The following is a 14,045-nucleotide window of genomic DNA, read 5'->3' as shown; positions in this document are numbered from 1 at the left end:
TATCGGTCGCACGGGAGATACTACCATGGCAGGAGTGATCTGGATCGTGGCACTGGTGCTGGTACTGTTTAGCGTCGCGTACATCGGGTACGGGCGTTACCTCTCGCAGTTCGTCGACCTAGACGACAGTCGAGAGACGCCAGCACACAAGTACCAAGACGGGCAGGAGTACGTACCGGCCAAGAAACCGGTCTTACTGGGGCATCACTATTCGAGTATCGCGGGCGGGGCGCCGATCGTCGGCCCGATCACGGCCGCGCTGGTCTGGGGTTGGGTTCCGGCGCTGCTGTGGGTCGCGATCGGGAACCCGCTGATCGGCGCGGTCCACGACTTCGTCTCGCTCTCGAGCAGCCTGCGACACGAGGGGAAGTCGATCGGCTACATCATCGGCGAGTACGTCGGGGAACGCGGCAAGAACATGCTGCTGTGGTTCGCGTTCCTGCTGACGATTCTCGTCGTCGCGGTGTTCGCGCTGGTCATCGGGATCGTGTTCGACGCCTATCCGCAGGCGGCGACGGCGAGCCTCCTCTACGTGGGGCTCGCGTTCGTGTTCGGGTTCTGGCTGTACCAGCTGAACCTGCCGTTCTCCGTCGGCACGGTCGTGTTCGTCGCCGGCATCTTCGCGACGGTGTGGGTCGGCATCCAGTACCCGATCGCACTGTTCGGCGAGGTCGGCGGCTTCGACAACGTGACCAACACCGAGACGATCGTGCTGTTCGGCGAGACTGCGCCGTCGATCATCCCCGAACTCGGCTTCAACGCGAACGTCGGGGCGTGGGTGCTGGTGATGCTCGTCTACGGCGGGCTCGCGAGCGTCTTGCCGGTCTGGATGCTGCTCCAGCCCCGCGACTACCTCTCGTCGTTCCTGCTGTACTCCGGCGTGGGCGGCGCGCTGCTGGCCGTGATCGTCGGGACGTTCGTCACGACCACCAGCCAACCGCTCGAGTTCCAGATCGACGCGTGGTACGGGCTGTTCGGCAGCGATAACGCGGCCTACGAGTTGATGCCGCTGTTCCCGCTGCTGTTCATCACGATCGCCTGCGGGACGATCAGCGGGTTCCACTCGCTGGTGTCCTCGGGGACCACCGCGAAGCAACTCGATAAGGAGACCGACGCGCGCCTGATCGGGTACGGCGGCATGCTCGGCGAAGGGCTGCTCGCGGCCGTCGCGCTCTGTACGATCGGCGTCGCCGGCATCGCCGGCGCCGGCGGAATCGGGACGGCGCTGCCGAACTTCGCGACCGGCGGGGGCGTGATCCTCACGGCCTTCGGCATTCCGGAGACCTACGGCGCGCCGTTCATGGCGCTGGTGCTTGCTAGCTTCCTCCTGACGAGCATGGACACGGCCGTTCGACTGAGCCGGTACATGGTCGAGGAGATCGTCGGGACGCCCGAGACGGCGATCGAGGGCTACGGCGCGAACCGCTACGTCAACACGACGTTCGTCGTCGGCTTCGCCTTCGTGCTGCTGGGCACGGGGAGTTGGGAGGACCTGTGGCTGCTGTTCGGCGGCGCGAACCAGCTGCTGGCCGCGCTCGCGCTGCTGACCGGGACTGTCTGGCTCGCCAACTGGGACCGGAGCAAGCAGCTGTACAGTACCGGCGCTCCGTTAGCCCTGATGGCCTTCATCACGGTGTGTGGCCTCCTGTGGGTCGCGTTCTACCAGGTGCTGTACAGCCGGCTCCTGTCGGGCGACCCTACGGTCTGGACCTGGATCGCCGGCGGCGGACAGATCGTCATTAACCTGACGCTGCTCGCGCTGGCGCTGGCGCTGCTCCGGATCGGTTACGGCAACATCTCGTCGATCCGCGGTATCGGCGACGAACCCGTCGCAGCCGACGGCGGCGACGCAGAACGGACTGACGACTAACAGCTTATAGCTGGAGCCGGCGGGCGATCAGCCCGAGAATTCCCGGCTCCTCGCGCTCGATTTCTTCCCAGAGTCGAAACGCCGCTTCGACGTCGGCGTTCTCGTTGGCGACCAGTTCTTCCTGCTCCGGTGCGACGACGACCAGGTTGATTTCGTAGTGGCCGTGGTAGCCGTACTTCAGTAGCGTTCGCTCCGAAAAGTCCGCGACGCGACGGCCCAGGTCGTCGGGAATCGACGGCGCGACCGCGACGAACGTAAACTCCGTCGCGAAGTGTTCCTCGTCGGGCTCGAGCCACGCATCCGAATCAGCCAGTTCGTGCCCGAGGTCGACGTACCGATCGAGCGTGCGGTCGTCGACGCGGTCGACGCGCTGGACGAACAGGTGTTCGTTCGACTCGTGCTCGGCGAGCGAGATCGCCGGGTGGAGGAAGTGCTTCTGGCTGACGAGGTTCATCCGCCCGTACAGCGTAAAGCGCTCGCCGGCGACGGTGCGGTCCTTCTCTAAGTCGTAGTTGTGCATGAGCCGGTCGCTCACGCGGTCGACGTAGTCGTCGTCCCAGTCGGGGACGTCGGGTTCGCTCGTCCCCGTTTCCGACTCCGGTCCCTCGACCGAGTGCTCCGAACCGGCAACATCCCCACTCCGTCTCTCGTGGTCGCTCATGTCCGGTCCCCCGATTGCTCTTTCGTTCTTTTCGCGGCTGTCCGACCCCCGAGCGACTGCGAACTCGAGCGGCGGGCGGGCGCGTCTCGAGTCCGCGCGCCCGAATCGCCGTTCACGACACCATCGACCATGCGATGAAATGCCACGCCGAGACCAAAAGCGCGTCGCCCCGGGCCCGGAGCCAGCGCTTAAGTCGCGGCGGGCCGTACTGCTGGATGAATAATCATGCCAAAAGAACGCGAGGCCTGCGGTCGGTGTTCGACGTCGATCGCGCTCGAGGCCGTCACCGAGGGGGAGGACGACGGCGGGAACGGCGACGAACGCGCAGGACGCGACCTCTTCGGCCCGGAGCGGATCGAGGTCGACGAGGGGCGGCTCCGGTCGCTCTCTCCCGACGGCTGGATGGACCGCGTCTCGTCGCGCCTCGATACGGCGGTAGAGCGGCTCACTTGGGGCCGGTGAACGACAGCAAAAATCGAGCTGAGAGGGGGTGCGAAGCGCTCAGTTCGTCGTGATAACTTCGATCACGTCCCGCGACTCGACCTCGTAGTCCTTGCCCAGTTGCCGGTTCGTCCGGCAGTCGATCGCGTGGAGGAACCCGTCGCCGATGTCGGAGTGGAGGCTGTACGCGAAGTCCTCCGCGGTCGAGTTCGGCGGGATCAGGTAGCAGTCGGGCAGCACCTCGCCGCGCTCGTTGCCCAGCCCGTTCGCGCCGCCCGGGAACACCGGGACGACGCCGAGCACGTCGAACAGCGCCGTCTCGAGCGCGGCCTGGACGCCCGTCGCGCCGTACTCGGAGAGGAAGTCGCGAATCTGCTCTAAACCCTCCTCCTGCTCGCCCGAGATGTCGCCCGTAATTTCGAAGTCCGCATCGCCGGGGCGATAGTCGACGACGCCGGCCTTGTCAGCGGACTTGAGCGCCTTCTCGGCGTGGGCGCTGCAGGGAACGAACGTCAGGTGGTCGTAGTCGGGGTCGTCCGTGATCTCCGCGTAGTTCTCCTGGGCCTCCGGGAGATCCATCTTGTTCGCCGCGACGACCATCGGCTTGGTCTCCTTGCGGATTTCGCGGGCGAGCTCGAGTTTATCGTCGTCCTCCCACTCTTCGGGGTCGAAGCCGATGTCTATTCGGCGGATGAGCCGTTTGATCTCGTCCTCGTTGGTCTTGAACGCGCTCATCTGCTCGGCGAGTTCCTCCTCGATGGCGTCGTCTTCGGTCGTGTAGCCGGATTCGTAGCGTTCGATACCTTTCTCGAGGATACCGAGGTACCACTGGTCGAGTTCCTCCTCGAGGAAGTCGATGTCCTTCCGGGGATCGTGGTCCTCGGTGGGTTCGCCCTCGAGGTCGGTCTGGCCGGAGAAGTCGACGACGTGGACGAGCACGTCGGTTTCGTTCAGGTCGGTCAGGAACTGGTTCCCCAGCCCGGCGCCCTCGTGAGCGCCGGGGATGAGGCCGGCGACGTCGACGAGTTTCGTCGGGACGAACCGCGTGCCGTGATCGCAGTAGCCGACGTTAGGCGTACACTCCTCGTCGAACTCGGGGGCCGCGCAGTCGACGCGGACGTAGGCCTCGCCGACGCTGGGATCGATCGTCGTGAACGGGTAGGCACCCTCGGGCACGTCGTTCATCGTCGCCGCGTTGAAGAAGGAAGATTTGCCGACGGACGGTTTGCCGACCAGTCCGATCCGGTAACTCGTACTCATTAGCCGTCCCAGGAGCGGCCCGATTAAACACGTTTCCTTCCGACGAGAGTGTGTTACGAGAAAACACACGCGAATCAGTCGTTCGGTCGCGTCGGTCGTTCATCGTCGCCGTCGCCGAATCGCAGCGCGGTTCTGCTGCGCGTCAGCGCGAAGCGCTGACGATGGGTGGCTCGAGCACACGGATGGGAGAGCGCAGAGAATGCGTGACGTTACAAAGCCGATCGAAACCGAAACGGAACCCGCCGTTGCCCTCGTTAGCCGGAGATCGCTTTCCAGCTCCAGCCGGCGAGCGCGAGCCAGATCAGCGCGAGCACACCGAAGACGGCCCACTGCTGGGTCCCCGTCTCCGCGACGGAGCCGAACACGTCCATGACGCCGGTCGCCTGCATCAACGCGATCATAAGCAACAGGAGGCCGAAGATCGAGACGACGGCGACCCCGATCCAGTTACGGATCATCCACTGGTCCTCGTGTTTCGCCTCCTTCTTCGTGTTCGTCGGTTTCTTGGTTGGCTCCCGATCGGGTTCGGACATGGACGACGCTAGGGCCGACGTCCGGGAAACGGTTGGACCTGCAGGTTCCGGCTACGCGTTCATCCCGCAGTTCGGGGCCTCACCGCTTCGATTGAAGCCGGGCTGATCACTCGAGCACCGCCTCGAGCGCGTCCATCGTCCGATCGACCCGCTCCAGACGCGCGTTGTGGCCCATGTGGCCGACGCGGAGAACGTCGTCCTCGAGGTCGCCGAGGCCGGTCGCGAGGACGATGTCGTGGTTCTCTCGCATTCGTTCCTGCAGTTCCGCGGCCCGGCCCTCGACCTCGAGCGCGGTCACCGTCGGCGAGGCCGCGTCCGCTTCGGGATAGAGTTCGAGGCCGAGTTCCGCGGCTCGCTCGCGACACCGCTCGGCCGCCGCTTCGTGGCGCTCGAAGACGCTCTCGAGACCCTCCTCGAGCAGCAGGTCGGTCGCGGTCTCGAGGCCGGCGACGTTCGCCGAGAGGTGGGTGTAGGGGAACCACTCGACGTCCTCGTCGGCGGCGTTCCGCCAGGGCTCGAGATTCGTGTACAGCGACCGGGTTTCGACGGTCTCGATGCGCTCCCACGCGCGGTCGCTGACCGCGCAGGTCGTCAGCCCCGGCGGCGCGCTCAGACACTTCTGGCTCGCGCCCAGACAGACGTCGATCCGGTCGGTCGGAACGGGCGTGCCGCCGACCGCGGAGACCGCGTCGACGATCGAGAGTACGTCGTGGTCGTGCTCCTCGAGCGCGTCGAGCACCGGCTCGAGGTCGTTCAGCGTTCCCGTCGGCGTCTCGCAGTGGACCATCGTCGCGAGGTCGAACGGCTCGCCGGCGTCGGCGGCGCGTTCCAGTGCTTCGCGGACGGCGTCGGCCTCGAGGGTCTCCCGCCAGGGGAACTCGCAGGTGACGGCCTCGCCGCCGTAGTCTTCGACGAAGTCGGCGAAGCCGTCGCCGTAGAGCCCGTTCGAGAGACAGAGCACGCGGTCGCCCTCCTCGAGCAGCGAGGCGACGGCGGCCTCGAGGCCGAGAATTCCCTCGCCGCCGAGGACGGCGACGTCTCGGTCGAGACTCGAATCGTCGGCGTCCCCGCCCGCCGCGTAGATCCGCTCGAGGTTAGCCGTTAGCGACCGGTAGATATCGAAGAATTCGCTCTCGATATCGGGGTTCGGCGTCGGTTCGGCCATCCGCTGGCGCACCGCGTCGGGGACCTCGGTCGGCCCCGGCGTCATCCGCAGTCGATCGCTGCTCATATCGACAGCCGGGACCCCGAGCCCGATAAATCCCCGAGGCTCTCGAGCGGCTCGTCACCGAGCGCGTCTCCCAAACCGCCGCGCTCCCGGCGCAACGTGCCTCGGACGACCGGCGTCACCGGAAAGAACCCGAACTCGAGGCGCTCGATCTCCTCGACGGCGAACGCGTCGTGGCCGGCGAACCGCGAGACGGTATTCCGAGTGAGGTTACAGCCGCCCGACGCCCGGCTCCAGAGCGGGTTCAACAGATTCTGGCCGGTTCCGCGCCAGCCGTCGTTGCCGACGTGCTCGAGGAACCGAAACTCCCCGTCGGGTCGCAGGACGCGAGCGAGCTCCGCCAGCGCGGCGTCGGGGTCCTGGACGGTGCAAAAGACCAGCGCGGAGACGACCGCGTCGAACGAGTCGTCGGGGTAGGGCAGCGACTCGGCCCGAGCGTCGCGCAGGTCGACGGACAGTCCGGCCTCGCGGGCCGCTTTCGCTGCACGCGTGCGCATGTTCGGATCCGGTTCGATCGCGTGGTACTCGAGGTCGGCCGCCGCGCCGTCGGCGACGTAGGGGAACATCGCCCCGCTTCCCGGGCCGATCTCGAGGACCCGTCCCGAGAGGTCCCGTGCGAGGTACTCGCGGTGGGGTCTGAGCAGCACCGAGTCGGGGAGCAGATCGTAGAGCGCGGCGAAAACGGGGTGGTCGATGTCATCGGTTTCGGCCTCGGTCTCGGTTTCGGTCGTCGGTCGAGCTGATTGCTCCGACATGTGTGCACGTAGCACGGGCTCGGTATTCAGTCTACGCCGTCGAACAGCCGTCGAGACTGGCGTCCCCGCATCGCTCGTGCCGGCGACTCACCGCTCTCGTCTGAACCTCCAAACCCCCAGTATAACGGGTTCCTCGACACCCTTTTTGTCCTCGGTCTCATCTCTTTGCCCGACGAGCACCGTCCGGTACGAAGCACCTGCCCGGCTGCCGAAGCCGAGGATCCGTTTGTCTCTGGATCGCCGGGCGATCGGAGGGAATTCATGAGCAAACAGGTATCTACCCACACCAGCCGCTACCAGACAGCCGACGACGAACGCGGGTTCACGTCCACAGCGTCGACCGGCGATGTTCGCGGCCCGCCCGGATCGGTCGAGACCCACGACGACAACGACCACTTCGCCCTCATCTACGAAGATCGACAGCAGCAGTTCGAAACGGCCGTCCGGTTTATCAAAGAAGGACTCGAGCGCGGCGAACAGTGTCTCTACGTCGCCGACGACAACACCGTCGACGAGGTCCTCGAGGCGATGCGAACGCGCGGGATCGAGGTCGATCGTGCCCTCGAGTCCGGGGCGCTCGTCGTTCACACGGCCGCGGAGACCTACCGCCGGACCGGCGAGTTCGACCGCGAGGCGATGCTCGAGTTCTGGGCGGACGCCCTCGCGGACGCGACCGCCGACGAGTTTACGGGCCTCAGAGCGACCGCCGAGATGACGTGGGCGCTCGAGGACGACGAGACGGAACTCGACGACGTCTGCGAGTACGAGGAACTCCTCAATCCGCTCTACGACGGCGAAGACTACGCGGTCCTCTGTCAGTACAACCGAAACCGGTTCCCGGCCGAGGTTCTCCACGACGTCCTCAACACACATCCGTTTCTCGTCTACGAGGACGCGACCGTCTGTCAGAACTTCTACTACACGCCGCCCGAGGAGTACTTCGGCGACGACCGGCCGTCGCGGGAACTCGACCGGAAGTTGGCGACGCTCGTCGATCGGACCGACGCGCGAACGACGATCGAGCGCCGCGAGCGGTACCAGCGGGAACTCTACGAGACGATCGCGGACCCGACTGCATCGCTCGGCGAGAAGATCGAGCGCCTGCTCGAGCTAGGCCGCCAGCGGCTCGGCCTCGAGATCGGTTACTTCACGGAAACCCGCGGCGAGGAGTCGTTCGAGATCGTCGAAGCCGTCGGCGAGCACGACCGCATTCGGGCGGGCGTTACCGACTCGCTCTGTGACACGTACTGCGAGAAACTCCTCGCCTCGCCGGGAACGATCGCCGTGCAGGACGCGGCCGAGGCCGGGTGGACCGACGACCCCGCCTACGAGCGGTTCGGCCTGGACGCGTACTTCGGCACGACCGTCCACGTCGGCGGCGAGGAGTACGGCACGCTGTGTTTCGCCTCCGAGAGGGCGCGTCCCGTCCCGTTTACGGACGCCGAACGGACGTTCCTCGACCTGATGGGACAGTGCATCGAGTACGAACTCCAGCGCCGACAACGCGAGCAGTTCCTGCGGGAGAGCTACCGGATCACGGCCGACCCCGAGCGCGACTTCGACGAGAAACTCGAGGAGTTGCTCGAGTTGGGCTGCGAGTGGTTCGGCCTCGAGATGGGCGGGCTGAACCACCTCCCGGCGTGGGGCGGCGAGTTCCGGCTGGAGAAGGGGGTCGGTCTCGGCGTCGATCCCGACGAGGAACTGTGGTCGGATCCGGGGTACGGGTGTTTCTGCCGACGGACCATCGAAGCCGACGAACCGGTCGCGATGGCGGACGTTGGCGGCACCGACTGGGAGCACGATCGGATCCACCGCGAGTTCGGGTTGACGAGTTACATCGGGACGCGAGTGATGGACGGATCGACGCCGTACGGAACGTTCTGGTTCGGCAGTACGGAGCCCCGCGACCGGCCGTTCTCCGAGACCGAGCGGACGTTCCTCGAGTTGCTGGGCCAGTGGGTCAGCTACGAACTCGAGCGCGAACAGCGCGAACACCACCAGCAGACGCTGACTCGGATCGCCGCCGATCCCGATCGATCGTTCGAGGAGAAGGTAGACGATCTGTTCGAGTTGGGCTGCGAGCGGTTCGATCTCGAACTGGGCGGCATCGCGAAAATCGATCCCGCGACCGATTCGTTCACCGTACAGGCCGTAAACGGCGACTACGACCACGACCACCTCCAGCCCGGCGCGGAGGCGCCGCTCTCGGAAACCTACTGTCGGGCCACCGTCGACGACGACCCGCTGGCGGACATCACCGATCCAGAACGAGCCGGGTTCGGCAACACCCTCGCCTACGAGGAGTTCGGCGTCGAGACGTACCTCGGCACGCGCATCGAACTCGAGACCGAGCCCGATCGGACCTTCTTCTTCGTCTCGACGGGCTCGCGCGACCGCCCGTTCACGGACGCCGAACGGACCTTCCACCAGCTCATGGCCCAGTGGATCCAGTACGAACTCGAGCGAACCCAACGGGAACGAGCGCTCGAGGAGTCCAACGAGCGCTTAGAGCAGTTCGCCTACGCGGCCTCCCACGACCTCCAGGAGCCCCTGCGGATGGTCACGAGCTACCTCCAACTCCTCGAGAACCGCTACGCCGACGCCTTCGACGAGGACGGCCGGGAGTTCCTCGCGTACGCGGTCGACGGCGCCGACCGCATGCGCGAGATGATCGACGGCCTGCTGGCCTACTCCCGGATCGAGACCCAGGGCGATCCGCTCGAGCCGGTCGAACTGGACGCGCTCGTCGACGACGTTCGAGCGGACCTCCAGATTCAGATCGAAGAGACCGGCACCGAGATCGCGACCGACGACCTCCCCCGCGTCGAGGGCGACGCGAGCCAGTTGCGCCAGGTCTTCCAGAACTTACTCGAGAACGCGATCCAGTACAGCGGCGATACCCCGCCGGCGATCCGCGTCGATGCGACCCGCCGCGGACGGGAGTGGGTGATTTCGGTCGAAGACGACGGGATCGGCATCGATCCGGCCGATCAGGATCGGGTGTTTACCGTCTTCGATCGCCTCCACAGCCGCGAGGAGTACGAGGGGACGGGCATCGGGCTGGCGCTCTGTCAACGGATCGTCGAGCGCCATGGCGGCGACATCTGGGTCGACTCCGAACCCGGCGAGGGCTCGACGTTCTCGTTCACGCTGCCCGCGGTGCGCGGTCGATAATCGGCCGCCGCCGATTTGTGCTCTCTTACCGGATCGTATCCGGGATCCGCTCGATCACGTCCGTCGCAAGGACGCCCGGCCCGTACTCGGCCGTCGCGAGTTCGCCGCTCTTGCCGAGGATCCACGCGCCTAGTTCCGCGGCTTCCGTCCGGTCCATCCCCTGTCCGAGCAGCGAGGCCGTGATCCCGGCCATCGTGTCGCCGGTCCCGGCGACGGTCATCGCCGACGTTCCCGTCTCGTTGCGCAGCCGTTCGCCGCCGGTGATTATCTCGTCGACGCCGCCGGTCAGCGTAATGACCGCGCCCGTCTCCTCCGTAAACGCCTCGAGCGAGCCGTAGCCGTCCCGAATCGGATCGTCCTCCGAACTGCTCGGCGTGAGGATCGCACTCGAGAGGTCGGCGTCGAGCGCGGGCTCGATCGCGAGCGCGTCGACGACGACCGGCACGTCGACGCCGTCGATGGTCTCGCAGACCGCTTCGGTCTCCGCGTCGACGAGTCCGGGACCGATCACGAGCGCGTCGGCCCACTCGCAGATATCCAGGGTTTGCTCGACGGCGTCCTCGCTGAACCGCTCGCCGGCGTAGTAACTCGTCAGCAGGTTCGGCGAGTGACTCGCGACGATCTCGTAGATGTTCTCGGCGACCAGCGCCCGGACGTGGTCCGACCCGGTCCGCAGCGCCGCCATGCCGGTGATCGCCGGCTGGTTCGGGTAGTCGATGCTGCCGCCGACGACGGCGACGCGGCCGTTGTCCATCCCCGACTCCTCGGAGACGTTCGAGAGCGTTCGCTGGAGTCGTCCCATACGCCACTTCCCGAACCGGAACGGGTAGTGGTTCGGCAAGCGTGTTCCAGTCCGGTCGCCAGGGTGCGACCGTGCTCGAGGCTTCCCGACTTCCTCTTGCGTCGAACGTCAGCCCCGTCGTGTGCTACGGTAACGCAAAGGGCGTTGCCCGCCTAGTCCCGACCATGTTCACCACTCGAAGCGAAGCGGGCGATCGACTCGCGGCCGAACTCGAGGCGCGGGGCGTCGAAGCCGACGTCGTCCTCGGCATCCCGCGCGGGGCCTTGCCCGTCGCGCGGCCGGTCGCGGACGCGCTCGAGGCCGATCTCGACGTCGTCGTCGCCCGAAAGATGGGGGCACCGAACAACCCGGAACTGGCGCTGGGCGCGGTCGCCAGCGACGGCAGCGTCTGGTACAACGACGACCTCATCGATCGGCTCGGCGTCTCCGACGACTACCTCGAACGGATCCGCACGGAGGAAGCCCAAAACGCCCGCGAGAAGGCCGACCGGTACCGCGACGCCGACGGATTGCCCGATATCGAGGGAAAACGCGTCCTTGTCGTCGACGACGGCGTCGCGACGGGCGCGACCGCGACGGCGTGTCTCCGACAGGTTCGCGCGGCCGACGCCGACTACGTCGGCCTGGCGGTCCCCGTCGGCTCGCCCCAGTCCGTCGCGGACCTCGAGGCCGAAGCCGACGAAGTGATCGCGCTCGAGACCCCCGAGAACTTCCGCGCGGTCGGGCAGTTCTACCGCGAGTTCGGGCAGGTGACCGACGAGGAAGCGATTCGCTATCTCGAGGGGCTGGGCGGCCGCTCCTAATCGGAATCGGCCGTCGCCTCGTCCGCTCGCGGCAGTTCCGACCGCTGCGAGAGATACCAGAGCACGACGACCCACCCGGCGAGTGGAACCGAAAGGATGCCGAGGGAGTACATCGCCGGCCGCTCGAGATCGAGTCGTCTCGCGTCGACGTAGACGAGGACAGCGATCGGGAACTGGATCAGGAGGGCGGCGATGAGGAGTACGACGACCGAACTGACCATATCAACAGAGCCACAGTCTGGGGAGAAAAAAGTACGCGCGGTGTCACAGTGGTACTCCGCTCGAGTCAGCCCGATCGGGCCGCTCGCCATACCGAACTGACGTAGCGACGCCGCGTCGAACCGACACCCGTTCATCGTTCGAGCCCCTCCACCCGGTATGAGTATGCGCGTCGTCGTCACCGTCGACGACCGGGAGCCCGCGGGCCTCGTCGAGGCCGTCCGCGAGCACCCCGACGTGACGGAGGTCGTCGTCGACCGGCTCCCGTCGGGTGACATCGCGATCGACTCGATCGGCTTCGAACGGAAGACGCCCCGCGACTACGTCAGCACGGCGATGGGCCGCTCCGGCCCCGACCTCGAGGAGCAGGTCGCGCGGATGGCCGACTCCTACGACCACTCCTACCTCCTGCTGGAGGGCGACTTCCTCGACCTCGAGTCGCTGCGGACGGCCGTCTCCCCCGAGTCGATCCGCGGCTCGATGGCCTCGATTACGGCCCGCCACGAGGTACCCGTCGTCCCCTGTACGGATCGCAGCCGACTCGTCGACTTCGCGATTCGGCTCGGCCGGAAACACGCGGAAGATCCCTCGAGCCGGCGACTCCCGGTCGGCGCGGTCGCGAGTCGCAGGGAACCGACGACCAAGCGGATGTACGGCTGCATCGACGGTATCGGTCCCGAACTTGCGACCACGCTGTACGAGCGGTATCCAACCGTCGAATCGCTGCTCGCGGCCGACCTCGAGGACCTCACGCGGATCGACGGGATCGGCGAGACGCGGGCGGAGACGATCTACGCAGCGTTTCGGGAATGACAGAGTGGCCGATAGCGGCGTCGCCCTCCTACCCCTCGTCGCTCCGGCTTCGGAACCCGTCGCGGAACGCACTCGCGCTTCTGTAGCAGAGGTAGGCGGCTGCGATACCGATCAGCAGGCTCGGATCGGTAGTTTCGCCGCTGAGCGCCGCCAGCGCCGCCGAGAGTCCGACCCACGAGACCGCGATCAGAAAGAGGCCGATACCGCCGATCCCCAACAGGTATCGGCCGACGACGATCGGCCACGGCCCGCGATTGACGGCGCCCGCGCCGTCGACGCGGACGGCGGCGACTTCGGCCGCGACCTGCAAGCCGATCAGCAGCGAGCAGCCGAGGAGACCGACGAGTTCCGGACGCGACGACAGGATCCGCTCCGCACTCATCAATCCCGTGCCCTCGAGGACGATCGAGAGGGTCAGAAACGTCACCGTCGCTGCGGGGAAGCCAACCGTGACCGCGAGCTTGGCAACAGTCAGGTTGCGGGCGATCGCCGAACGCAGCGGGGTCGACATCGGAGGCTGAACGGCTCTTCTCTCGGACAGCCAATACGTCTGGCGGTCACTTGAACACGTCCGCGTACTCCGACCACAGGTCCCGCATCGGCACCCAGCCGTCCTCCGGTTCGACGCGTCCCGCGAGCACGGCGTTCAAGACTGCACCGAGCAGTAGGCAGAGCCCGCCGAGGTACACCCACGTCAGAATCAGGAGGACCGCGCCGGCGACGCCGAACAGGGCGACGCTCTCGGAGGTCGCGACGTAGAGCCGGAAGCCGCCGGCCAGCGCGGTCCAGGAGAGGGCCGCGAACGCGGTTCCCGGGAGCACCTCCCGTACCGAGACGTCGGCTTGCGGAAACCAGTAGTACATCGGCAGGAAGACGCCAGTCAAGAGCGCCGCGAGGAGGACAGACCCGCCCGCGGCAAGCGGGAGGCCACCAAGCACCGAGACGCTCAGTCCGACGACGCTGACCAGCGCGACGCCGACCGAAAGCGTCGCCGTCGCGAGGACGACGTAGAGCGCCGTCACGAGCGTCACGGTCGTCGCCGCGTCGACGTACAACGCGTCCTTCCGCGAGCCGTAGACGTCGGTGAACGCGCTGTTGATCGCCTGAAACAGCCGAACCGCACTCCACAGGAGGATACACAGCGCCAGCACGGCGGCTCGCCTCCGAGCGCTACCGTTTGCGGTCGCCGCCGCCCCCTCGAGTCCCGTTCCGCCGAGTCCGGTCGCACTCGAGACCGCCGCGAGCAGCGGCTCGAGCGAGTCGACCAGCGCGGCGCCGACGAGCGCGAGGATGAGCAAGGGGACGAGCGTATTGACGGCGTGGTAGGCCAGTCCCGCTGACTTGACGCTTAGCTGGCGCTCGCGGGCGACCGCGGCGACGTCGCGGGCGAGCGTTCGGAGTCTGGGTCTCGAGTCGGAGTCAGCCATGAACTGCGTTCGATCCCGCCCTCAACGGACGGCAGGAAGTTCCTTGTGCCGGTACGGTG

The 14,045-nt window shown here is 66.7% G+C and carries 14 protein-coding genes; 5 read left to right on the top strand and 9 right to left on the bottom strand.

Annotation, left to right across the window (positions count from 1 at the left end):
* Window positions 1-25: 25 nt before the first annotated feature.
* Window positions 26-1,870 carry a carbon starvation CstA family protein gene (locus tag ATJ93_RS05920; protein WP_120243659.1) on the top strand — a complete coding sequence of 615 codons (1,845 nt, stop codon included), beginning with the start codon at window positions 26-28 and terminating at the stop codon, window positions 1,868-1,870.
* A gap of 4 nt (window positions 1,871-1,874) precedes the next feature.
* Here ATJ93_RS05920 and ATJ93_RS05915 read toward each other — a convergent pair whose 3' ends face one another.
* Window positions 1,875-2,531, bottom strand: a complete 657-nt coding sequence (locus ATJ93_RS05915) for a hypothetical protein (RefSeq protein ID WP_120243658.1) — start codon at window positions 2,529-2,531, stop codon at window positions 1,875-1,877.
* A 225-nt stretch (window positions 2,532-2,756) separates the two neighbouring features.
* Between ATJ93_RS05915 and ATJ93_RS05910 the strand changes: the two genes are divergently transcribed.
* Window positions 2,757-2,993 carry a hypothetical protein gene (locus ATJ93_RS05910; protein ID WP_120243657.1) on the top strand — a complete coding sequence of 79 codons (237 nt, stop codon included), beginning with the start codon at window positions 2,757-2,759 and terminating at the stop codon, window positions 2,991-2,993.
* Window positions 2,994-3,032: 39 nt separating this feature from the next.
* Here the strand turns inward: ATJ93_RS05910 and ATJ93_RS05905 are convergent, their stop codons facing one another.
* The 4 genes from ATJ93_RS05905 to ATJ93_RS05890 all read right to left on the bottom strand — a co-directional run bounded on the left by ATJ93_RS05905 (window position 3,033) and on the right by ATJ93_RS05890 (window position 6,748).
* Window positions 3,033-4,232 carry a redox-regulated ATPase YchF gene (locus ATJ93_RS05905; RefSeq protein WP_120243656.1) on the bottom strand — a complete coding sequence of 400 codons (1,200 nt, stop codon included), beginning with the start codon at window positions 4,230-4,232 and terminating at the stop codon, window positions 3,033-3,035.
* Window positions 4,233-4,486: 254 nt separating this feature from the next.
* Window positions 4,487-4,765 carry a hypothetical protein gene (locus tag ATJ93_RS05900; protein WP_120243655.1) on the bottom strand — a complete coding sequence of 93 codons (279 nt, stop codon included), beginning with the start codon at window positions 4,763-4,765 and terminating at the stop codon, window positions 4,487-4,489.
* Window positions 4,766-4,871: 106 nt separating this feature from the next.
* A complete protein-coding gene (locus ATJ93_RS05895; RefSeq protein WP_120243654.1) occupies window positions 4,872-5,996 on the bottom strand; it encodes a pyridoxal-phosphate-dependent aminotransferase family protein in 1,125 nt (374 codons plus the stop codon).
* Window positions 5,993-6,748 (bottom strand): class I SAM-dependent methyltransferase, encoded by a 756-nt coding sequence (locus ATJ93_RS05890; RefSeq protein WP_120243653.1) that lies wholly within the window; start codon window positions 6,746-6,748, stop codon window positions 5,993-5,995. Before ATJ93_RS05890 ends, ATJ93_RS05895 begins: the two co-directional genes overlap by 4 nt.
* Window positions 6,749-7,009: 261 nt before the next feature.
* On the opposite strand from ATJ93_RS05890, the gene ATJ93_RS05885 reads away from it, so the two are divergent.
* Complete coding sequence (locus ATJ93_RS05885) at window positions 7,010-9,922, top strand: MEDS domain-containing protein (protein ID WP_120243652.1); 2,913 nt, start codon at window positions 7,010-7,012, stop codon at window positions 9,920-9,922.
* 25 nt (window positions 9,923-9,947) lie between these two features.
* On the opposite strand, the gene ATJ93_RS05880 is transcribed toward ATJ93_RS05885, so the two are convergent.
* Window positions 9,948-10,724, bottom strand: a complete 777-nt coding sequence (locus ATJ93_RS05880) for an NAD(P)H-hydrate dehydratase (RefSeq protein ID WP_120243651.1) — start codon at window positions 10,722-10,724, stop codon at window positions 9,948-9,950.
* Window positions 10,725-10,888: 164 nt separating this feature from the next.
* Here ATJ93_RS05880 and ATJ93_RS05875 point away from each other — a divergent pair, with 164 nt between their 5' ends.
* Window positions 10,889-11,527 carry a phosphoribosyltransferase gene (locus ATJ93_RS05875; RefSeq protein WP_120243650.1) on the top strand — a complete coding sequence of 213 codons (639 nt, stop codon included), beginning with the start codon at window positions 10,889-10,891 and terminating at the stop codon, window positions 11,525-11,527.
* Here ATJ93_RS05875 and ATJ93_RS05870 read toward each other — a convergent pair.
* Complete coding sequence (locus tag ATJ93_RS05870; protein ID WP_120243649.1) at window positions 11,524-11,748, bottom strand: hypothetical protein; 225 nt, start codon at window positions 11,746-11,748, stop codon at window positions 11,524-11,526. The two genes, ATJ93_RS05875 and ATJ93_RS05870, sit on opposite strands and share 4 nt — an antisense overlap.
* 163 nt (window positions 11,749-11,911) lie before the next feature.
* Here ATJ93_RS05870 and ATJ93_RS05865 point away from each other — a divergent pair, with 163 nt between their 5' ends.
* Window positions 11,912-12,559, top strand: coding sequence for an ERCC4 domain-containing protein (locus ATJ93_RS05865; protein WP_120243945.1), 648 nt, complete (start codon window positions 11,912-11,914; stop codon window positions 12,557-12,559).
* Window positions 12,560-12,587: 28 nt separating this feature from the next.
* On the opposite strand, the gene ATJ93_RS05860 is transcribed toward ATJ93_RS05865, so the two are convergent.
* Entirely contained in the window at window positions 12,588-13,070 is a 483-nt protein-coding gene (locus ATJ93_RS05860) for a hypothetical protein (RefSeq protein ID WP_120243648.1), read from the bottom strand.
* A gap of 46 nt (window positions 13,071-13,116) precedes the next feature.
* Window positions 13,117-13,986, bottom strand: a complete 870-nt coding sequence (locus ATJ93_RS05855) for a YihY/virulence factor BrkB family protein (protein WP_120243647.1) — start codon at window positions 13,984-13,986, stop codon at window positions 13,117-13,119.
* Window positions 13,987-14,045: the final 59 nt, after the last annotated feature.

It is taken from the genome of Halopiger aswanensis (genome assembly GCF_003610195.1).
GTDB classification, from domain to species: domain Archaea; phylum Halobacteriota; class Halobacteria; order Halobacteriales; family Natrialbaceae; genus Halopiger; species Halopiger aswanensis.
Note: the sequence above shows the minus strand (reverse complement) of the source record. Positions and strands in the feature narration are given on the sequence as shown.